The following is a 20,964-nucleotide window of genomic DNA, read 5'->3' as shown; positions in this document are numbered from 1 at the left end:
TTCACCTGCGGGTTTTATCGTGACCTCATTACCTACAAGGAGTGAGCATGATGAAATCGGTACTTTTCTGGAAAATAACCACGTTGCTGGGATTGATGTTGGTGATGTTGATTCCCATCGCCCAGCTGATGAGCGTGATCGACGAACGTAGCGGCTATCGGCAAAGCGTGGTCGGGCAGGTGAGCGACAGCACCAGCGGGGCACAGCGCGTGCTCGGCCCGTTGATTGTCATTCCTTATGTCGAACGAGAAGAGAAGAAAGACGAGAAAGGGCAAACGGTGGTGCAGCGGGTGCAGCATTACCGCTATTTGTTGCCGGAGTCGCTTCAGGTACAGGGGGCGCCGAATGTGGAGGTGCGCAAGCTGGGCATTTATCAGACGCAGGTTTACCAAGGGCCGCTGAACTTCAAGGTGCGTTTCGGTCAGCCGGAGCTGACGGATTTGCAACGCGCCAACGTGACCGTCGGCCAGCCGTTCTTACTGGTAGCGCTGAGCGACTCTCGCGGCATCAAGAGCATTTCTCCGCTGGCAACACCGCAGCCGGTGGCCTTTGAGCCGGGCACCGGTGTGGGATCGTTGCGCCAGGGGATCCACGCACCGCTGACGCTGGCGGCGCTGCAACAAAAAGAGGGACTGAACGCCGATTTCACCCTGACGCTGGCGGGCACCAGCAGCCTGTCGCTGGTGCCGCTGGGGCGCAGCAGCGAACTGCAGTTGCAAAGCAACTGGCCGCATCCGAATTTCCTCGGCAACTTCCTGCCGGACGAACGCAAGGTGACGGAGCAGGGGTTTAGCGCTCGCTGGCGCAGCACCTGGTTTGCCAACAACATCAACAGTGCGTTCTATTACGATGATGGCATTATCGACGAGGATAAGCTGCCGGCCTTCAGCGCCAGCCTGGTCGAACCGGTCGATCACTATCAGCTGACCGAGCGCGCAGTCAAATACGCGCTGCTGTTTATCGGGCTGACGTTTATGGCGTTCTTCCTGTTCGAAACCCTGACCGGGCTGCGAGTGCACCCGATTCAATATCTGTTGGTCGGTGCGGCGCTGGTGCTGTTCTACCTGATTCTGCTGGCCTTTTCCGAACACCTGGGGTTCGCTCTCGCTTACCTGGCGGCCAGCATCGCCTGCAGCGGGCTGATCGCCTTCTATCTGAGCGCCGTACTGCGCGGCAAGTTGCGCGGTGCGCTGTTCGCCGCGAGCTTATTGTTGTTGTACGGCGTGCTCTATTTGCTATTGCAGTCGGAGGACAATGCGTTGGTGCTGGGGGCAGGGCTGCTGTTCGCCATTCTGGCGGGCATCATGCTGCTGACGCGCAAGCTGGACTGGTATCAGGTGGCTGATCCGGCGCGTCTGACAAAGGAAACGCCAGCCAGCGAAGAAGAGCCACGTTTCCGGCTGTGGAAATAAGCGGGGAAATCGGGCGCGTTAAGCGCCCGATAGCGGTTACAGCAGCGGCTCCATTTCCAACAGGATCTGTTCGCACCATTGCTGCAGGCGCTCTTCACTCAGATCGTATTGGTTGACCTCATCGAGCGCCAGGCCGACAAAGTGTTTGCCGTCGGCGCTCAGCGGTTTGGGGCTGGTGAACTCGAAGCCCTCAGTCGGCCAGAAGCCGATGAACTGTACACCCAGCGGCGCGATGTGATCGTGTAGCATGCCCAGCGCGTCGAGGAACCACTCACCGTAACCGAGCTGATCGCCCATGCCGTACATGGCGACGATCTTGCCTTTCAGATCCAGCGCCGGCAGTTGCGGCCAGATCGCTTCCCAATCTTCCTGCAACTCGCCGAAATCCCAGGTTGGGATGCCGAGGATCAGAATGGAATACTCCTCCATCAGCTTGGGCGAGACGTCTTTCAGGTTGTGCAGGTCGACCAGGTCCTCACCCAGAATCTCACGGATTTTTTCCGCCGCCATCTCGGTGTAGCAGGTGCTGGAGCCGTAAAACAGACCAATCTTCATGTGTAAACCGTTACGTTGCTGTTTAGAGAATTGCAGCGAGTATACCTGATTTGCGCCGGCTTAAGGCATAATGGCGCGGGTGGAAATGCAACAAAGAGAGGACCGCGTGCAACAGCAAGACAATGCGCTGATTGAACAATTCCTGGATGCGCTGTGGCTTGAGCGTAATCTGGCGGAAAATACGCTGGCCTCTTACCGGCTGGATTTACAGGCCCTGGGCGCCTGGCTTGGCCAGCAAAACACCACCTTGCTGCAGGCGCAGGCGTTGGATCTGCAGGCGTTTCTCGCCGAGCGGGTGGACGGCGGCTACAAGGCCACCAGTTCCGCGCGCTTGCTGAGCGCCATGCGTCGCCTGTTTCAGTATCTGTACCGCGAAAAACTGCGTGCCGACGATCCCACTGCGCAGCTGGCTTCCCCCAAGCTGCCGCAGCGTTTGCCGAAGGATCTGAGCGAGGCGCAGGTCGATGCGCTGCTGCAGGCGCCCTGCGTCGATCAGCCGCTGGAGCTGCGCGACAAGGCGATGCTCGAAGTGCTGTACGCCACCGGGCTGCGAGTCTCCGAACTGGTGGGGCTGAGCATCAGCGACGTCAGCCTGCGCCAGGGCGTGGTGCGGGTGATCGGCAAGGGCAACAAGGAGCGGCTGGTGCCGCTGGGCGAAGAGGCGGTTTACTGGATCGAAAATTATCTGGAACATGGCCGCCCTTGGCTGGTCAACGGCCAGACGCTGGATGTGCTGTTCCCCAGCACCCGCTGCCAGCAAATGACCCGACAGACGTTCTGGCATCGCATCAAACACTATGCGATCCTTGCAGGCATCGACAGCGAGCGTCTGTCGCCGCACGTGCTGCGGCACGCGTTCGCCACCCATTTGCTGAACCATGGGGCCGATCTCCGTGTCGTACAGATGTTGTTAGGGCACAGCGATCTCTCGACCACGCAAATTTATACTCATGTAGCGACCGAACGACTGAAACAGCTACATCAACAGCATCACCCGCGCGCCTGAGCGGCGGGTTCGAAAGGATTGGAACAATGAAAAAAGGTTTAATGCTGCTTTCTCTGCTGGTGGCTTCGGTGGCCGGCACCGCCCATGCCGATGACGCAGCGATCAAAAAAGCGCTCGCCGGTCTGGGCATCCAGCAGGCGGACGTGCAGCCTTCGCCGGTCGCCGGCCTGAAAACGGTGCTGACCGACAGCGGCGTACTGTACGCTTCCGAAGACGGCAAGCACATTCTGCAAGGCCCGCTGTTCGACGTCAGCGGCAAAGAGCCGGTCAACGTGACCAATCAGCTGCTGAGCACCAAGCTGGACGCGCTGAAAGATCAGATGATCGTTTACAAGGCGCCGAAAGAAAAACACGTGATCACCGTGTTCACCGACATCACCTGCGGGTACTGCCACAAGCTGCACCAGCAGATGAAAGAGTACAACGATCTGGGCATCACCGTGCGTTACCTGGCGTTCCCGCGCCAGGGGCTGGCCTCCCAGGCTGAAAAAGACATGAAGTCAATCTGGTGCACCGCCGACAAGGCCAAGGCGTTTGACGCCGCCATGAAGGGCGACGCCATCTCCCCGGCGACCTGCAAAACCGACATCAGCAAGCATTACGAGCTGGGCGTGCAGTTCGGCATTCAGGGCACGCCGGCGATCATCCTGGAAAACGGCATGATGATTCCAGGCTATCAGGGGCCGAAAGAGATGGCCGCCATGCTGGACGCGCACCAGGCCGCTACCAAAGCCGGTGGTTAATCGCCGGTGAGTATCAAAACGCAACTACGCCGCCGCCCGGCGGCGGACGACACGCATCTGCCCGCCAGTTTGCCGCCGTTGCTGCGGCGGCTTTACGCCCTGCGCGGCGTGCAGGCTGAGCAAGAACTGGAGCGCGGCGTCAAAGGTATGCTGCCCTGGCAACAGCTGGACGGCATCGACGCCGCGGTCAGCCTGCTGCAACAGGCGCTGGCTGACGGCCGCCGCATCATGGTGGTGGGCGATTTCGACGCCGACGGCGCCACCAGCACTGCGCTGACGGTGTTGGCGCTGCGCAGCATGGGCGGCGCTGCCGTCGACTATCTGGTGCCGAACCGCTTCGAAGACGGTTACGGCCTGAGCCCCGAAGTGGTGGAACAGGCGGCGGCGCGCGGCGCGGAGCTGATCGTCACCGTCGATAACGGCATCTCTTCCCACGCCGGCGTCGACGTGGCGCACGCCAAGGGCATGCAAGTGCTGGTGACCGATCACCACCTGCCGGGCGAGACCCTGCCGGCGGCCGAAGCGATCGTCAATCCCAACCTGCGCGGCTGCGCTTTCCCGTCCAAGTCGTTGGCCGGGGTGGGCGTCGCGTTCTATCTGATGCTGGCGCTGCGCGCCCGCCTGCGGGAGAGCGGCTGGTTCGAGCAGCGCGTCCTGGCGATGCCCAATCTGGCGGAGCTGCTGGATCTGGTGGCGCTCGGCACCGTGGCTGACGTGGTGCCGCTGGACGCCAACAACCGCATTCTGGTGTATCAGGGGTTAAACCGCATCCGCGCTGGCAAATGCCGCCCAGGCATCCGCGCGCTGCTTGAAGTGGCCAACCGCGACGCCCGCCAACTGGCGGCCAACGATCTCGGTTTCGCCCTCGGCCCACGGCTCAACGCCGCCGGCAGGCTGGACGACATGTCGATCGGCGTGGCACTGCTGCTGAGCGACGACATTGCTCAGGCGCGTATGCTGGCCAACGATCTCGATGCGTTGAATCAGACGCGCCGCGAGATCGAGCAGGGCATGCAGGTGGAGGCCTTGCAGCTGTGCGATCAGCTGGAGCGCACCAGCACCGAGCTGCCTTACGGGTTGGCGATGTATCACCCGGAATGGCATCAGGGCGTGGTGGGCATCCTCGCTTCGCGTATCAAAGAGCGTTTCCACCGTCCGGTGATCGCGTTCGCGCCGGCGGGCGACGGCATCCTGAAAGGCTCAGGCCGTTCGGTGCCAGGCCTGCACATGCGCGACGCGCTGGAGCGGCTGGATATGCTGAACCCTGGGCTGATGATGAAGTTCGGCGGCCACGCGATGGCGGCCGGGCTGTCGCTGGAAGAAGCCAAATTCGACGAGTTTCGCCAGCGTTTCGGCGAGCTGGTGGGGGAGTGGCTCGATCCGGCGATGCTGGAAGGGGTTATCTGGTCTGACGGCGAACTGGCGATGCAGGAGCTGTCGCTGACGACGGCGGAGCTGCTGCGCGAGGGCGGCCCGTGGGGCCAGGCGTTCCCGGAACCGACCTTCGACGGCAAGTTCCGCATTCTGCAGCAGCGGTTGGTGGGCGAGAAACACCTGAAGCTGATGGTGGAGCCGCTCGGCGGCGGCCCGCTGCTCGACGGCATCGCTTTCAACGTGGACACCACGCTGTGGCCGGACAGCAGCGTGCGCGAAGTGGAATTGGCCTACAAGCTCGACGTCAATGAGTTTCGCGGCAACCGCAACGTGCAGCTGTTGATCCAGCATCTTTGGCCGCGCTGAGGCGAAATTGAACGCAATTCGGGGATTGGGCTCTCCAATCCCCTGCATCCTACCCGATCGCCACAAAAACTGACCAACTCGCTATAAACTGCCGCCCGGATCCGTTAGAATTAGCGGTTCCAATGGCATTCCGCCATCGACGACATCAACGTAAAAGAACGAAACCATGTTTGAAATTAATCCGGTAAAAAACCGAATTCAGGACCTGTCCGAGCGGACTGCGGTTCTTAGGGGGTATCTTTGACTATGATGCCAAGAAGGAACGCCTAGAAGAAGTCAACGCCGAGCTGGAGCAGCCGGACGTTTGGAACGAGCCTGAGCGCGCACAGGCGCTCGGCAAAGAGCGCGCCGCGCTGGAAACCATCGTTGAAACCATCGATCAACTGCAGCAGGGCGGCGAAGACGTCAGCGGGCTGCTGGAACTGGCGGTGGAAGCCGACGATGAAGAGACCTTCAACGAAGCGGTCGCCGAGCTGGATCAACTGATCGCCAAGCTTGAGCTGCTGGAATTCCGTCGCATGTTCTCCGGCGAATACGACAGCGCCGACTGCTACCTGGACATCCAGGCCGGTTCCGGCGGCACCGAGGCGCAAGACTGGGCCAGCATGCTGCTGCGCATGTACCTGCGCTGGGCCGAAGCCAAAGGCTTCAAAACCGAAGTGATCGAAGAGTCCGACGGCGACGTCGCGGGCCTGAAATCGGCCACCATCAAGATCATCGGCGACTACGCGTTCGGCTGGTTGCGCACTGAAACCGGCGTGCACCGCCTGGTGCGCAAGAGCCCGTTCGACTCCGGCGGCCGTCGCCACACCTCGTTCAGTTCGGTGTTCATCTACCCGGAAGTGGACGACGATATCGATATCGATATCAACCCGGCGGATCTGCGCATTGACGTGTACCGCGCCTCCGGTGCGGGCGGTCAGCACGTCAACAAAACCGAATCCGCCGTACGTATTACTCACCTGCCAACCAACATCGTGGTGCAGTGCCAGAACGATCGTTCTCAGCATAAGAACAAGGATCAAGCGTTTAAACAGCTGCGAGCCAAGCTGTACGAGTTTGAGATGCAAAAGAAAAATGCTGATAAACAGGCGATGGAAGACAACAAGTCCGACATCGGCTGGGGCAGCCAAATCCGTTCTTACGTGCTGGATGACTCCCGCATCAAGGATTTGCGCACCAACGTCGAAACGCGTAACACGCAGGCCGTACTGGATGGCGACCTGGATAAATTCATTGAGGCAAGTTTGAAAGCCGGGTTATGAGGAATAGAAATGTCTGAACAACAAGTACAGGGCGCCGATCAGGCGCTGGATCTCAATAACGAACTGCAGTCCCGCCGCGAGAAACTGGCCGGCCTGCGCGAGAACGGCATTGCGTTCCCGAACGACTTCCGTCGCGATTCCACCTCCGACAAACTGCACGCTGCGTACGGCGATAAAGACAACGAAGAGCTGGAAGCGCTGGGCGTAGAAGTGACCGTCGCCGGCCGCATGATGACTCGCCGCATTATGGGCAAGGCGTCCTTCGTTACGCTGCAGGACGTGGGCGGCCGCATTCAGCTGTACGTCGCGCGCGACGATCTGGCTGAAGGCGTGTACAACGACCAGTTCAAAAAATGGGACCTGGGCGATATCCTCGGCGCGCGCGGCAAGCTGTTCAAAACCAAGACCGGTGAACTGTCGATCCACTGCACCGAACTGCGTCTGCTGACCAAAGCGCTGCGCCCGCTGCCGGACAAATTCCACGGCCTGGCGGATCAGGAAACCCGTTACCGTCAACGTTATCTGGATCTGATCGCCAACGAAGAATCGCGCAACACTTTCAAAGTGCGTTCGCAGGTGATGTCCGCTATCCGTAACTTCATGGTGGAACGCGGCTTCATGGAAGTCGAAACCCCGATGATGCAGGTGATCCCGGGCGGCGCGTCCGCGCGTCCGTTCATCACGCACCACAATGCGCTGGATATCGACATGTACCTGCGCATCGCGCCGGAACTGTATCTGAAGCGTCTGGTGGTCGGCGGCTTTGAGCGCGTGTTCGAAATCAACCGCAACTTCCGCAACGAAGGCGTTTCTCCGCGTCATAACCCAGAGTTCACCATGATGGAACTCTACATGGCTTACGCGGATTACAAAGACCTGATCGAACTGACCGAGAGCCTGTTCCGCACCCTGACCGAGAAAGTGCTGGGCACCTCTCAGGTGCAGTACGGCGACGAAGTGTTCGATTTCGGCAAGCCGTTCGAGAAGTTGACCATGACCGAGGCGATCAAGAAATACCGTCCGGAAACCGATCTGGCTGATCTGGCCGACATGGGCAAAGCGGTGGCCATCGCCGAATCCATCGGCATCAAGGTTGAGAAGAGCTGGGGTCTGGGCCGCGTCGTGACCGAGATCTTCGAAGAAGTGGCGGAAAGCCATCTGATTCAGCCGACCTTCATCACCGAGTACCCGGCTGAAGTGTCGCCGCTGGCGCGCCGCAACGACGTTAACCCGGAAATCACCGACCGCTTCGAGTTCTTCATCGGCGGCCGTGAAATCGGCAACGGCTTCTCCGAGCTGAACGACGCCGAAGACCAGGCGCAGCGCTTCGCCGACCAGGTGAACGCCAAAGACGCCGGCGACGACGAAGCGATGTTCTACGACGAAGACTACGTCACCGCGCTGGAGCACGGCCTGCCGCCGACTGCCGGCCTGGGCATCGGTATCGACCGCATGGTGATGCTGTTCACCAACAGCCACACCATCCGCGACGTGATTCTGTTCCCGGCGATGCGCCCGCAGAAGTAATCCCGTTTAGCGTGCAACAACCGGTGCAGGCAGCTGCGCCGGTTTTTTTTCGCCCACGGGACTTAACCGCTTAAAACATCGACAGTTACGCGCTATCTCCGCTTGCCCGCCGCCGATAACCGGTTATAATGCCTGTCGCACACCGATGCGGGTGTAGTTCAATGGTAGAACGGCAGCTTCCCAAGCTGCATACGAGGGTTCGATTCCCTTCACCCGCTCCAAAATCTCCTTATGTATCATTTCATTAAGTTATAACCACTTTCAGAAAAGACGATTTCTCACCGAACCGCATTACCGTTTGGGTATCGAGTTGGCTTGTGATCATCTCACCCCCTGGTCCTGCGTTTTGGCGCGATAAACAACGCGCCACCCAAGCCTGACGCGGGTGTGAGCCGCCGTCGCTGCCCACAGAGCGTTATTGCCGCTTAACTCCACTTCTGTTTAGCCCCTGATGGCAGGCGGTCGTCGGTTTCTCCGCCGGCGCGATCGCACTCTTTCGGCAGCAGGAAGGTGATGGTGCCTGCCAGCAGCAGCGATACGGCCAGCGCGCAAACCGCGACATTCTGCCCATACAGATAAATCATGACGCCCACCAGATAGGGGCCGCAGAACCCACCGAGATTGCCCAGCCCGTTGATCACCCCGCGTGCGCTGCCGGCGACTTCTGCCGACGCAATGCGCCCGGGAATGGACCAGAATGGACTGGTTGCCGCTTTAAGGAAGAAGCCGCATACCACCAGCGCGATATAAGCGGCCACCACATGCTCATGCAGAATTACCGAGGCCACCAGCGCCGCCGCAAAACAGTACAGGGAGATCCTCACCCATAAACGGCGTTTACCGCTGCGATCGCTGAACAGCGAAATCACATAAATCCCCGCCAGAGTGGCAATAAACGGCAGGATCGCCAGCACGCCAACATTAGCCATGCTGCCGCCGGTCAGGTTCTTCAAGATGGTGGGCAGCCACAACGTATAACCATAGTCACCGGTTTGGTAGAAGAAATTCAGCACGACCAGGCGCATCAATCCTTTGTTACGGAACACGGCTTTGAGCGGCGCTTTGGCCGCCGGCGCCATCCCTTCTCGCGCTTTGCGCTCCCGGGCCAGCTCGGTCAATAGGTATTCGCGTTCCTTGGCCGGTAGCCAACGCGCTTCTTCCGGGCGGTCACTGATCACCAGCCACCAAATGGTCAACACCACGATCGACAATAAGCCTTCGATAATGAACAGCCAGCGCCAGTCGAGGGCGGCAATAATCGCGCCGGAAACCGGGGCGGTCAGCATCCCTCCCAATGGCGCAAACATCATGACAAAGGCGTTGGCCCGGCCCAGTTCTTTTTCCGGGAACCAATTGCTTACCATGGTCAGCACCACCGGCAACATCCCACCTTCGGAGACCCCGAGAATAAAACGCAGCGCGAGCAACTGATATTCATGGGTGACAAACCCGGTAGCGATAGAGACAATCGCCCAGGCCACGAGCGACCAGGCAATAAAACGTTTGCCGCTACCGTAAACCGCCAGCCGTCCACCGGGAATCTGCAGAAATAAATAACCAATAAAAAAGATACCGCTGGCCACGCCAGCCATCTGGCTGGTAATGCCTAAATCCTGTTCCATGCCGCCCGGCAGAGCAAAGCTGATATTAACGCGATCCATAAATGAAATAATGCAGGTGATAAGGATCGGCGCGATAACCCGCAGCCAGCGAGTTCCTGGTATTTTATCGGTCATAGTAACGCCTCGATGATATCCGCCACGATAAGCGGATATTTTGTTAGGCTGAATAAAAATGATGGTTCGCCATTCAGGCGATCATTTTTATTGAATTAAGCCAGGAATATCCTGATGGGAAAAATAACCAGCCAGATTATCCAAAACGGATTGGCTCATTCCCTGGCGGGTTTCTACGGTAGCGCTGGCCACGTGGGGCTGAAGCAGAACATTCTCGAGAGCCAAGAGCGCCGCCGGTACATGGGGTTCGTTTTCAAATACGTCCAGAGCGGCCCCGGCGATAACATGATTTTGTAACGCCGTTATCAGCGCCGGTTCATCGACCAGGCTGCCGCGGGCGATATTGATAAGCCAGGCGCGATCGGGCATGGCGGCAAATACGCTAGCATCAATAATCCCGCGGTTCTCCGCACTGCCAGACGCCGCGATCACCAGAAAATCACTCTGTGCTGCGAGCGCGTGCAGATCGGTGCACCACTGATAGTCCAGGCCGCCTTTGCGCTGGCGATCGGTATACAGGACGGTCATATCAAAGCCTTTGGCTCGTCGGGCGATGGCTTGGCCGATGTTCCCCATGCCAAAAATGCCGATGCGTTTGCCGCTCACTTTGGTCGCCAGCGGCGGCTGCGTCGTTTCCCAGCGGCCTTCACGCACAAAGCGGTCCCCTTGGCACAGGCGGCGGCTGGCGGACAGCAGCAGCCCCATCGCCAGATCGGCCACATCATCGGTCAGCACACCGGCGGTGATCCCGACGCGGATATCACGCTCCCGGGTGTAGTTGAGATCGATAGCGTCTGTGCCCACCCCAAAGACGGCAATCATGCCGGCCTGCGGCAGCTGTTCCAGCGTCTCTCGGGTGACCCCCACATCGCCACGGGTGACCACCGCCCGAACCTCTGCGCCATGGCGAGCCAAAAAGGCCGGAATGTCAGATTGTTCATAGAGACGGAATACCCGGTAACTGGCGTCCAACGCGATCTGTAAAGCGTCCATGACCGGCGCGATAAGTAAAACGGTAGGTTGAGTGTCAGTATGCATGGTTGCGATCCTGTCTGAAAACAAAATGGGATATCCTGTATCAGACGTTTTTTTACCGCTTATTTTTGCGATCTGTATCACGCCAAAGAGTGTTAAAAAACCGTGTTACTGCTGGCGTGATCTGGTGTGCAATTTCATTATTTCTGTCAGTTATTATCAGGGGAAATAAGCACATTATGCCGGTGGCCGGGTCAGTGAAACCTATCAACCCTGTTGGAATCGGTGAATATCCAGCGATTATCTGCTGTGGATCACAGGATAGGTAACGTCGTTTCGTAACATGCCATTAAGTGATTTTTGTCATGTTTTTAAGCAGCTAAAAGCCGTGAGATAGGCCGGCGCTTATTCCGTCATGTCAAAGACGATCCCGCAACGGCTCAGACTGTCGGCGGAAAACCTCCCTCATCCACCACCTGAATAATGGTGCACGAGTGCTATTTCAGATGTTGCACAAGGGCTCGCCCCTCTCGTAAATACGGCTAACGTTTGGCGTTTAAATATTGCGTCGGGTCGAATCCATTTACGACATAAATTACGCCGAGTTATTTTCCGGGTAATTCGTCGCGCGTTTTTATTATGTCATTAATGCACCGTGAGTTTATCGTCGGTGCAAAAAACGGCAACGCCATAACACCTTGATCTTTTAATGCTATTCCTCATTTAGATGCCATTTTTCATTTTGGTTTGCATGCATTCTGATACATATTAAAAAAAACTATACAAAAACATAATTATTTTGGAGCTAACTATGTCGTTGCAAACCGTGCTTACCCGCAGGGAGGCGCTGGCAAAAATGGTGGGCGTAATCGTCACCGCCAGCCTGTTACCTTATTCAAATATTACCTATGCGGAACGGGCTCAGATTGCCGCTTCGCCCATTGAATACGCGCAATTTTTGCAAATTTCGAGGAAAATTACGGCGTTTGACGATCTGGACGTCACGCTCTCCGCCCGCTATTTTTCTGCACTGCGCGAGCATTTTCCGCAGCTGAACCCACAGCTCAACGCCCTGTTCATCCTGAGCCAACAAACCACAGATGCGGAAGCCTTTAACCGAAAGGCGATCGAGCAGGGGCAGAGTGAGCTGATCCAGGCAATTGTGACCGCGTGGTATACCGGAACCGTAGATCCTTCAAACGCCGAACATGGCCAGCTGATCGCTTATAAAGAGGCGCTGATGTACCGCACGGTGCAGGATGCTTTGATTGTGCCGACCTGGTGTAATTTTGGCCCCCTGTGGTGGACCGGCCTGCCGCCGGGCGTGACCCGCCAACCCGCTATTCCCGCAACAGATTTGCCTGCCTTATTTGCCGAAAAAGATAAGGAGCCCGCGTGAAAAGCCCAATCATAAATGCTGCCGGCGATGCTGAAGCCGATGTCGTCATTGTCGGTTCCGGCATCGTGGGCGGCCTGATGGCGGATACTTTGGTGAGCCAGGGATATTCGGTGCTGGTGCTTGAAGCCGGCCCGCGCATTGAGCGCGCTCAGGCGGTGGAAAACTGGCGCAATATGCCGCTGCACAACCGTGCGGGGTCGGACTTCCAGGGACTTTACCCTCAATCGGAGTACGCCACCGCGCCGCTCTATTTCCCGGAAAACGACTATATCAAGCTGACCGGCCCCAATGGATCTGGTTTTAAGCAGGGTTACTTGCGCGTGGTGGGAGGAACCACCTGGCATTGGGCAGCCTCCTGCTGGCGCAATCACCCCAATGACTTTCGCATGAAATCCCTCTACGGCGTAGGGCGAGACTGGCCGATTTCCTACCAGGAAATCGAACCGTGGTACGCCAAAGCCGAAGAGGAGATCGGCGTTGCTGGCCCGAACAACCCGGAGTGGCAGTCCCCTGCGGAACGCAGTGGGCCTTACCCGATGGACATGGTGCCCTGGGCCTACGGCGACCGGCGTATCGCGGAGATTGTAAATCCTCACGGTTTTAAATCGGTGCCCATTCCGCAAGGTCGCAGCACTCGGCCCTGGAATGGGCGGCCCACCTGCTGCGGTAATAACAACTGCCAACCGATCTGTCCGAGCGGAGCGATGTACAACGGCATTCACCACGTTGAACGGGCTGAACACAAAGGGGCGAAGGTGATCCCCGAAGCGGTGGTGTACAAAATCGACACCGACGACAATAACCGCGTCACTGCCGTCCATTGGTACGACACCACGCACCGCTCTCATCGGGCGATCGGCAAAGCGTTCGTTCTGGCCTGCAATGGGATTGAAAACCCGCGCCTGCTGCTGCTGGCGGCCAACGAAAAGAACCCGAACGGCATCGCGAACAGTTCGGATCAGGTGGGGCGCAACATGATGGACCACTCCGGCCTGCACTGTTCCTTCCTGGCGCGTGAGCCTCTGTGGGTTGGCCGCGGTCCGGCGCAGAGCAGCTGCATGGTGGGGTATCGCGACGGCGCCTTCCGCAGCGACCATTCCGCCAACAAGATCATCATCAATAACATCAATCGGGTGATCCCATCCGCCCTGGAGGTGCTGAAAACGGGCAAGGTCGGCAAGGCGCTGCAGGAGGAGGTGCGCGACCGCGCCAGCCGCTCGGTGGATCTCTCCATCAGCCTGGAACCGCTGCCGGATCCGAATAACCGCCTAACGCTGAGCCCAACCCGCAAAGACAAACATGGCCTGGCTTGCCCGGACATCCACTACGACGTCGGCGACTACGTGCGCAAAGGGCTGGAAGTGGTCAAAACTCAGCTGCGCCAGATCGGCGACTTGTTTGATGCGCAAGAGTTTGTGATTAACGACAAGCTGAATGCCAACAACCACATTATGGGCGGCACGATCATGGGCAGCGATCCCAGCAACTCGGTGGTGGACGGTAACTGCCGCGCTCACGATCATGACAACCTTTGGATCCCGGGCGGAGGCGCGATGGTTTCGGCCAGCGTCGTCAACACCACGTTGACGATGGCGGCGCTTGGGCTTAAGGCGGCCAATGACGTACTGCGCGCCCTGGAGAGCAAATGAATAAAGTAACCCACTCGTTGGCGGCGGCGCTGCTGCTGGGATGCGGCCTCGCGGCGCACGCTCGGGACGGCGATCTGATCGCTAAAGGGCAGGCGCTGGCTATCGCCTCGGACTGCATGGCCTGTCATACGAATGCGCAGCAGCAGGGCAAACCTTTTGCCGGGGGATATGGCATCGCTTCCCCGATGGGCACCATCTACGCCACCAATATTACCCCATCGGTGAAATACGGCATCGGTGGCTATTCCGAAGCTGAGTTTGCCGACGTGCTGCGATCCGGGATCCGCAAAGATGGCTCGCATCTCTACCCGGCAATGCCTTACACCGCCTACACCCGTCTGAGTGATGACGAGATCCATGCGCTGTATACCTACTTTATGCATGGCGTCGCCCCGGTCGATGAACCGGCCGAGCACTACACCGATCTGCCGTTCCCGTTCAATATCCGTCTCTCCATGGCGGTGTGGAATATGCTCTATTTGGACAATCGGCGCTACGTCGCGGATCCGACAAAGGATGACGCATGGAACGAAGGGGCCGCGCTGGTGCAGGGCCCGGCTCACTGCGGAACCTGCCATACGCCGCGTAATGTGCTGATGGCGGAAGACAACTCGCGTTTCCTGATGGGGGCTTCGCTGGGCGCCTGGTACGCGCCAAATATCACCGCCGATCGTCAGGAGGGCATCGGCAGCTGGAGCGAGCAGGAGTTAATGGACTATCTGAAAACCGGCCGGGTGGAAGGGCGCGCGCAAGCGGCGGGGCCGATGGCCGAGGCCGTTGAGCACAGCTTCCAATACCTTACCGACCGGCAGCTGCGGGCGATAGCGATTTACCTGAAGAGCGTGCCTGCGCAGGGCGACGATCGTCAGAGCGCCAGTCTTAGCCTGGCGCACTACAACGTCGAGCGCAACCTGCGCGGCGTGAACTCGCCCAACGCCAACCACACGCTCAATAGCGGCGAGGTGCTTTACAGCGGTTACTGCGCCAGTTGCCATCAGCCGGACGGCAGCGGCAGCCTTAACCAGGCCTACCCATCGCTGTTCAATAACTCCACCACGGCAGCGAGCAACCCGTCAAATTTGATAGCCGTTATTCTGCAGGGGGTCGATCGCCGGGTTGACGGTAAGCATGTGTTGATGCCGAGCTTTGGGGCCGGTTCTTACATCGGCGAGCTGACGGATAAGCAGGTTGCCGATATTGCGAACTTCGTGCTGCAGAAATACGGCAACAGTAGGCTGAGCGTGACCGAGGCCGACGTGAGTGAAGTGCGCGCCGGGGGGCCGAAACCGCTGTTGGCACGCGCGCAGCCGATGATTCTGCCGGGCATGGCCGGCGGCGCGATAGTCGTCATCCTGCTGATACTATTTTGGCTCCGTCGCCGTAAGGCGCGTTAAGGGGAGGGAACGGCCAGGTGGGCGACGCCGCCTGGCTGAAGTTGAACGGCGCAAGGCGGGCTTTTCCGCAGACGAAACCGGCAGGGCAAGCTATATCGTCTCCCCCATCGACAGGCGATAGTGGAGATCGACGTGCTCAATGGTCGGCAGCCCTTTGATTTTCTTTATGATGATCTCTGTCGCCACTTTCCCCATTTCATACCGTGGCGTCAGTACGCTGGCCAGTTTGGGAGTAATGACCTGCCCGATCTCAAGACCGTGAAATCCGGCAATGGCGATTTGCGCGGGGACGCGGATGCCGTTTGCCAGGCACTCCTGCAGCACCCCCACGGCCAGATCGTCATTGGTGCAGAGAATACCGTCCATATCCGGGTACAGTTGGCTCGCAAGCGTCATCATGCCTGTCCCGATCGAAATGGAAGAGACCTTATTGGGGGAAATGCGCCCGGTAGGCAAATCCTGGTTCGCCATCGCCTGGCAGTATCCCGCATAGCGCTGTTCATCGCGGATATCAGACATTGAACCAAAATAGATAATGCGCTTTTTACCGCTAGCCAGCAGCATGGTGGTCATGTCATAGCCGGCTTTGACATTGTCAAAACCCACGTTAATTCGATCTGCGTTGCCTGATAGCCCCATAATTTCGGCAACGGGTATCTTCGCCGCCCGCAGGAATTTTTCCGCCCGCAGGCTATGGACCGACTCGGTCAGCAGCAGCCCTTTGATCTTAAAAGCCAGAATGGCGGCAATTTGCTCCTCTTCACGTTTGCTGTTGTAGTCATAATTGACCACCAGCGTCTGATAGCCCTGCACAGACGACACGGATTCAATGCCCGCAAGCACGTCAGCAAAGATCAGATTGTTAAAGGAAGGGACCAGAACGCCGATCAGGGGAGGGCTGTTGGCAGAGAGGGTCGGGTTGTCAGGATCGGCCTGATAGCCGACGTCCTCGATCACGCTGGCAATGCGCGCCGCCGTTTCTGGTTTCACCCTCTCCGGCGTGCGCAGATAGCGACTGACCGTCATTTTGGTGACACCCGCCAGTACAGCTATGTCATTTAACGTAATTCGCTGCGACTTCACCATTGATTCTCATCTGACCCAGACCGTGTTTGTCATTATGCCGACTGCCGAGTCAAAAGAGAATGAGTGCAATGTGCTGTCTCCGGGCGTCGGGCGGCTACCGCAAGATGCGCCGTTCTCGCTATCTTTTCCATGCCATACCGGCATTAATAGGCTCTTTTCCTCGCAGATCATGACGGTTTGCTATCAAGGGAGGAAAAGGCCATTTACCCCTTTGCGGCCCGCCCAATGGGGTGAGCGGGCCGATGCTGCGGTTAACTGAGGATATCTTCGGCGATCGTCTCGAACAGCGTGTCGATCTCGCCCTGGGTGTTGTAGTGCATCATGCCGATGCGCAGCACGCCGCCCTCTTGCAGCCCCAACTGCTGAACCAGGCCCAGCGCATAGAAATGCCCGCTGCCGGCGCAGATATTGTGCTGCCCCAGGCGGCGGGCGATCGCATCAGGCGTATGACCATCGAAGGTCAGGGCGAAGGTCGGCGTGCGACGTGTGCTGTCCGCCTGCGGATTACCGTAGAGCCGGATGCCGTCGAGCGTCTCCAGCCGTTGCAAAAAGTGGCGGCACAGCGCCTCTTCGTGCCGGTGGTAAGCGGCGAAGCTCTCCTGTAGACGCTGTCTTAACGGCGCGCCGGGCGTGCCCCATTGCGCCAGATAATCGATCGCCGCCGTGACGCCGGCCAGCGCCTCGAAGCTCTGCGTGCCGGTCTCGAAACGGCCGGGGCCGACGTCGGTGGCCGGTTCGACTTTGTACGGCTGCAGACGCTGCAGCCACTGCGGCGCGATATAGGCCATGCCGACGTGCGGGCCGAAGAACTTGTAGGCGGAACAGACCAGGAAATCACAACCCAACGCCTGTACGTCGATCAGGTTGTGCGGCGCATAGTGTACGGCGTCGACATATACCTGCGCGCCTACCCGATGTGCGGCTTCGACGATGGTTTTGATATCGACGATGCTGCCGGTGACGTTGGAGGCGTAGCTGACCGCCACCAGGCGGGTGTTGGCGTTGATGCGTTCACACACTTTCGCGGCGTCGAGGGAACAGTCGGCGTGCTCCAAGGCTATCTGATGCACCACAGCGCCTTTATCGGCGGCGGCTTGCCGCCAGCTGGAGACATTGGCGTAGTGATCCAGCGCGGTGACGATGACCTCATCGCCGGCCTGCCAGCCACGGCTGATAGTGCGGCTGAGGTGAAAAGTCAGCGTGGTCATGTTCATGCCGAAGACGATGTTGTCGGGTGACGGCGCATTTAACAAGGCGCGCACCGATTCCCGCGCCTGGCCCATCACCTCGCCGGTGACGCGGCTGGAGAAGTAGTGGCCGCCCAGGTTGGCGTTGTATTTCCCCAGGTAGTCCGTCATTTTTTCCAGCACGCCCCGTGAGACCTGCGCACCGCCGGGGCCGTCGAAAAAAATCACCGGCTTGCCGTCGATCTGCTGAGACAGGGCGCTGAACTGGCTTCGGGCGAGCTCGGGCGTAAAGATCATGCTTTCTCTCCCCGGGCGGTGAGGACGAAGAGATCCAGGTAGCCTTCTTCTTGCGGGCTCACGGCGTTGATCGGCGTGGCGTTATGCCACAGTTTGCTGTCCGCCAGCAGCACGGCCTCGCCGTCCGCCAGCGCTTTTTTAAAGAAGGGATCGTGATGGCTGTCGTCGTACAGCATGATTTCGCCGCCGACGATGTTGTGCCGGTGAATGGCGATCATGGCGATATGGTCGAAACCGTCCTGGTGAATGCCTTCCGGCGCCACCAGCGTATCTTTCTGGATGGCGACCACGCGCATTTGGTGGATCTCTATCTCGGTGCCTTCCGGCAGCTCGTTATTTTCGGCGAACAGGTTGCACATCTCCGCCATGCCGGCGCTCTGCAGCACGGCGCTGTCGATAGGTTCGAAGCGGCGCACCACGTTGCCCTGGAAGTGGTTGATCTGATCGGACTGCATGAAGGTGCGTGGCCCCACTTCAGCGACGTTGGGGTTGAGATATTTGACGACCGAATAACGGCGCAGGCGATATTTGCCATCGGCGTGTTGCGTGTGGGGCAAGAAGGAAAACGAAGGCATCAGTTGTTGGGTGGCTTGTGGGCTTAGTACAGTCATACTTATTACGTTTTCGTGTTTCTGTAACATAATCACCTCTAATAATAATAATTTCTGATGTTGTAGGGGGTAATTCGATTGAATTGTAGACGACTCTATAACCAACGCAATTTGAGGTTGGCGAGGTGTGATGGCGGTCGTAAAGCTGGGTGAACGCGAAGAGCGGAAGGGGCGTACGAGGAGGGAGGCGACATGGCGCGGCCTATTCCCCGCGCAGCAGATGGCACGGGGTGACTGCATGGTCGAAACGGTCAGAAGGTTTCGAAATACAGCTCGCGCAACAGCCAGGAAATTTCATTATTGGTGCGGTTCAGGGTATCGATTCTGTGAACCCCTTTCGCTTCGGCGCGCAGATCGAGCAGCAGATTACGAATCTGCTGAAACAGTGGGGTTTGCGGGCTCGGCTTGGCTAACTGCTGTCCGCACAATTTGATACCGGCGTCGCAACCGGTGGCGATGTCCGCCAGGCAGCATGGGCAGACGGTTTGTTGACGCGCCATATTGCGGCATTGCTGCCCGATTACCTGATTGAAGTGGCGCAATTGCAGGCAAACTTCACGTGAGTTCAGCGGGTTGGAATGGGTGGTCATCGGCTTCAGCTCCCTTGTCTTCACCTATATTGGCACTTACCGATGAAGATAACCACGGACAAGCTGCGGGGGTATCGCGTTGTTTTGCCTGGAAACGGCGGAGAAGAGGAGACGAAGTGACGGCCCGCCGGCGGCGGGCCGGTAGGGTCAGGCGCGTTTGAACAGATTCGCCGCCTGGAACAGCGCAAAGGAGCTGACCAGCATCTCGATGCCGACGATCGCCGTCACCAGCGTGACCGACGCCGCCGGGCCTGAACCGATCAGCATCCAGGCGATGATCAAATCGAGTACGCCAATGACGTACTGCAGCCAGTTGCCCTGCAATCCGCGGCGCATATAGCCAGCCGCCAGGCGCGCGATGCCGCCGAGCGCGAACAGCACGGCAAGGTACACCGCCAGCGCCAAAATGCCCGCCAGCGGGCTGGTGATGAACACATAGCCGATAATCAGGTAGGCCACGCCCAGCAAAATGCCGCCGATCATCGGCCAGGTATTCTGCGCCCGATTGGCGATCATGGCGATAATCAGCCCGGCGCCGCTCAACAGCAGCAGGACGCCCACCACGATGCTCAACGCCGCGCCGGAGGCGAAAGGATTAACCAGGCACAGTATGCCGCCGGCCAGCAGCAGGAAGGCGATGATCAGCAGGGTGGTGCGTTGCTTTTTGAGCAGATCTTCGCTCAGGAGGGGCAGATTATTGCGGTCGAGGTTCAACATGACAGTACTCCATTTCGTCGTTGGGTAATAAATCAGTCATCCTTACCTGTTTAGCATAGACCGTCTGGGGGTTTTTGACTGACCCGGCGCAAATGTTACACTGTGCGGCTGACGCGCATCAGAACCGAAACGACGACCGAGGACAGGATTTGAGCACAGGAAGCAAACTGGCAGGGTGGCGCCGCATCGCGGTGTGTCTGGCATTGGGGCTGCTGTTGGCCGGGTGTTCGGGTAAAAACACCTACAACCGCGACTACGACAAACTGCCGAAGGGCAGCTACACCGGCAAGTCCTACACCGTCAAACGGGGCGATACGCTGTATTACATCGCCTGGATCACCGACAGCGAAGTCAGTGATCTGGCCAGAATCAACAAGATACGCGCGCCCTATAATCTGGAAGTGGGGCAGAAACTGCGGCTGAGCGGCGGTGCGCCGACCAAAACCGCCGCCACGCGCCGTAAAACCTCTTCTTCCGCCGCGATCGCCAAGCAGACGCCGCCGCCGGGCGCCGCTCGCTGCTGGCGCTGGCCGACCAGCGGCCGAATCGTGCAGGCCTACTCCAATTCAGATGGCGGCAACAAGGGCATCGACATTGCCGGCAAACGCGGCCAGCCGATCTACGCTTCCGCCAAAGGCAAAGTGGTGTACGTCGGCAACCAGCTGCGCGGCTATGGCAACCTGATCATGATTAAGCACGGTGAAGACTTTATCACCGCCTATGCGCACAACGACACTACGCTGGTGCGCAACGGCCAGGATGTGAAAGCGGGGCAGAAGATCGGCACCATGGGCAGCACCGGCACCGATTCGGTGTTCCTGCATTTCCAGATTCGCTACCGCGCCACCGCGCTCGATCCGCAGCGTTATCTGCCGCCGCAGGGTTCGTCGCCATCCTGTTAACGCCAATCAGGCTCCTTGCGGAGCCCTAGCCTGTTGACCAGGGAGGAAAAAGCGTGGTTTTTCCTCCCTGGTGGTGAACAGCCGAAAATCAATACATTGATTTTCCTTATTTTTTATAGGTTGTCTTCTGTAAGCCCGGCAACGGCATCAGATTTGCCATTAATTTCAGGCTC

At 58.6% G+C, this 20,964-nt stretch carries 18 protein-coding genes and 1 tRNA gene; 11 read left to right on the top strand and 8 right to left on the bottom strand.

Annotated elements, in window-relative coordinates; genetic code table 11:
- The first annotated feature begins 47 nt into the window (after positions 1–47).
- A complete protein-coding gene (creD, locus tag ACRAWE_RS15880; RefSeq protein ID WP_019455661.1) occupies positions 48–1,412 on the top strand; it encodes a cell envelope integrity protein CreD in 1,365 nt (454 codons plus the stop codon).
- 36 nt (positions 1,413–1,448) lie between these two features.
- Here creD and fldB read toward each other — a convergent pair whose 3' ends face one another.
- On the bottom strand, positions 1,449–1,967 hold the full coding sequence (gene fldB, locus ACRAWE_RS15875) for a flavodoxin FldB (RefSeq protein ID WP_019455662.1): 519 nt from the start codon (positions 1,965–1,967) through the stop codon (positions 1,449–1,451).
- Positions 1,968–2,052: 85 nt separating this feature from the next.
- Here fldB and xerD point away from each other — a divergent pair, with 85 nt between their 5' ends.
- The 6 genes from xerD (at position 2,053) to ACRAWE_RS15845 (ending at position 8,469) form a co-directional block, all read left to right on the top strand.
- On the top strand, positions 2,053–2,973 hold the full coding sequence (xerD, locus tag ACRAWE_RS15870; protein ID WP_154747450.1) for a site-specific tyrosine recombinase XerD: 921 nt from the start codon (positions 2,053–2,055) through the stop codon (positions 2,971–2,973).
- A 26-nt stretch (positions 2,974–2,999) separates the two neighbouring features.
- Entirely contained in the window at positions 3,000–3,716 is a 717-nt protein-coding gene (gene dsbC / locus ACRAWE_RS15865) for a bifunctional protein-disulfide isomerase/oxidoreductase DsbC (protein WP_019455664.1), read from the top strand.
- Between the two features lie 6 nt (positions 3,717–3,722).
- Positions 3,723–5,456 (top strand): single-stranded-DNA-specific exonuclease RecJ, encoded by a 1,734-nt coding sequence (gene recJ / locus ACRAWE_RS15860; RefSeq protein ID WP_019455665.1) that lies wholly within the window; start codon positions 3,723–3,725, stop codon positions 5,454–5,456.
- 166 nt (positions 5,457–5,622) lie between these two features.
- Positions 5,623–6,721 (top strand): peptide chain release factor 2 gene (gene prfB, locus ACRAWE_RS15855; RefSeq protein ID WP_100219139.1). Its coding sequence is split into 2 segments (ribosomal slippage): positions 5,623–5,697 and positions 5,699–6,721, totalling 1,098 coding nucleotides; the frame shifts between segments, so codons are not numbered across the junction.
- A gap of 9 nt (positions 6,722–6,730) precedes the next feature.
- Positions 6,731–8,248, top strand: coding sequence for a lysine--tRNA ligase (gene lysS, locus ACRAWE_RS15850; RefSeq protein ID WP_019455668.1), 1,518 nt, complete (start codon positions 6,731–6,733; stop codon positions 8,246–8,248).
- Positions 8,249–8,395: 147 nt separating this feature from the next.
- Positions 8,396–8,469: transfer RNA gene (locus tag ACRAWE_RS15845), tRNA-Gly, on the top strand.
- Positions 8,470–8,673: 204 nt separating this feature from the next.
- On the opposite strand, the gene ACRAWE_RS15840 is transcribed toward ACRAWE_RS15845, so the two are convergent.
- A complete protein-coding gene (locus ACRAWE_RS15840) occupies positions 8,674–9,984 on the bottom strand; it encodes an MFS transporter (RefSeq protein WP_019455669.1) in 1,311 nt (436 codons plus the stop codon).
- An 87-nt stretch (positions 9,985–10,071) separates the two neighbouring features.
- On the bottom strand, positions 10,072–11,022 hold the full coding sequence (locus tag ACRAWE_RS15835) for a 2-hydroxyacid dehydrogenase (protein ID WP_432525604.1): 951 nt from the start codon (positions 11,020–11,022) through the stop codon (positions 10,072–10,074).
- Between the two features lie 748 nt (positions 11,023–11,770).
- On the opposite strand from ACRAWE_RS15835, the gene ACRAWE_RS15830 reads away from it, so the two are divergent.
- The 3 genes from ACRAWE_RS15830 to ACRAWE_RS15820 are packed head-to-tail and all read left to right on the top strand — an operon-like array spanning position 11,771 to position 15,401.
- A complete protein-coding gene (locus ACRAWE_RS15830) occupies positions 11,771–12,358 on the top strand; it encodes a sugar dehydrogenase complex small subunit (RefSeq protein WP_019455671.1) in 588 nt (195 codons plus the stop codon).
- Positions 12,355–14,007: a GMC family oxidoreductase gene (locus ACRAWE_RS15825; RefSeq protein WP_432525603.1), complete on the top strand. Its 1,653-nt coding sequence runs from the start codon at positions 12,355–12,357 to the stop codon at positions 14,005–14,007. The genes ACRAWE_RS15830 and ACRAWE_RS15825 overlap by 4 nt, the downstream gene beginning before the upstream one ends.
- A complete protein-coding gene (locus ACRAWE_RS15820) occupies positions 14,004–15,401 on the top strand; it encodes a c-type cytochrome (protein WP_063917964.1) in 1,398 nt (465 codons plus the stop codon). The genes ACRAWE_RS15825 and ACRAWE_RS15820 overlap by 4 nt, the downstream gene beginning before the upstream one ends.
- A gap of 90 nt (positions 15,402–15,491) precedes the next feature.
- Here ACRAWE_RS15820 and ACRAWE_RS15815 read toward each other — a convergent pair whose 3' ends face one another.
- The 5 genes from ACRAWE_RS15815 to ACRAWE_RS15795 form a co-directional block, all read right to left on the bottom strand.
- Positions 15,492–16,484 (bottom strand): LacI family DNA-binding transcriptional regulator, encoded by a 993-nt coding sequence (locus tag ACRAWE_RS15815; RefSeq protein WP_211130061.1) that lies wholly within the window; start codon positions 16,482–16,484, stop codon positions 15,492–15,494.
- 254 nt (positions 16,485–16,738) lie between these two features.
- Positions 16,739–17,971, bottom strand: coding sequence for a cysteine desulfurase-like protein (locus ACRAWE_RS15810; protein WP_432525602.1), 1,233 nt, complete (start codon positions 17,969–17,971; stop codon positions 16,739–16,741).
- On the bottom strand, positions 17,968–18,582 hold the full coding sequence (locus ACRAWE_RS15805) for a 2OG-Fe dioxygenase family protein (protein ID WP_230329007.1): 615 nt from the start codon (positions 18,580–18,582) through the stop codon (positions 17,968–17,970). Before ACRAWE_RS15805 ends, ACRAWE_RS15810 begins: the two co-directional genes overlap by 4 nt.
- A 251-nt stretch (positions 18,583–18,833) precedes the next feature.
- Positions 18,834–19,172 (bottom strand): hypothetical protein, encoded by a 339-nt coding sequence (locus ACRAWE_RS15800; protein ID WP_074056032.1) that lies wholly within the window; start codon positions 19,170–19,172, stop codon positions 18,834–18,836.
- A 147-nt stretch (positions 19,173–19,319) separates the two neighbouring features.
- Positions 19,320–19,889, bottom strand: a complete 570-nt coding sequence (locus ACRAWE_RS15795) for an HdeD family acid-resistance protein (protein ID WP_432525601.1) — start codon at positions 19,887–19,889, stop codon at positions 19,320–19,322.
- 149 nt (positions 19,890–20,038) lie between these two features.
- Between ACRAWE_RS15795 and actS the strand changes: the two genes are divergently transcribed.
- Positions 20,039–20,791: an amidase activator ActS gene (actS, locus tag ACRAWE_RS15790; RefSeq protein ID WP_432525600.1), complete on the top strand. Its 753-nt coding sequence runs from the start codon at positions 20,039–20,041 to the stop codon at positions 20,789–20,791.
- The last annotated feature ends 173 nt before the right edge of the window (positions 20,792–20,964 follow it).

It is taken from the genome of Serratia sp. BFP-2025 (assembly GCF_050880365.1).
GTDB classification, from domain to species: domain Bacteria; phylum Pseudomonadota; class Gammaproteobacteria; order Enterobacterales; family Enterobacteriaceae; genus Serratia; species Serratia surfactantfaciens.
The sequence above is the reverse complement of the archived record's forward strand: the minus strand, read 5'-3'. Positions and strand labels throughout refer to the sequence as shown.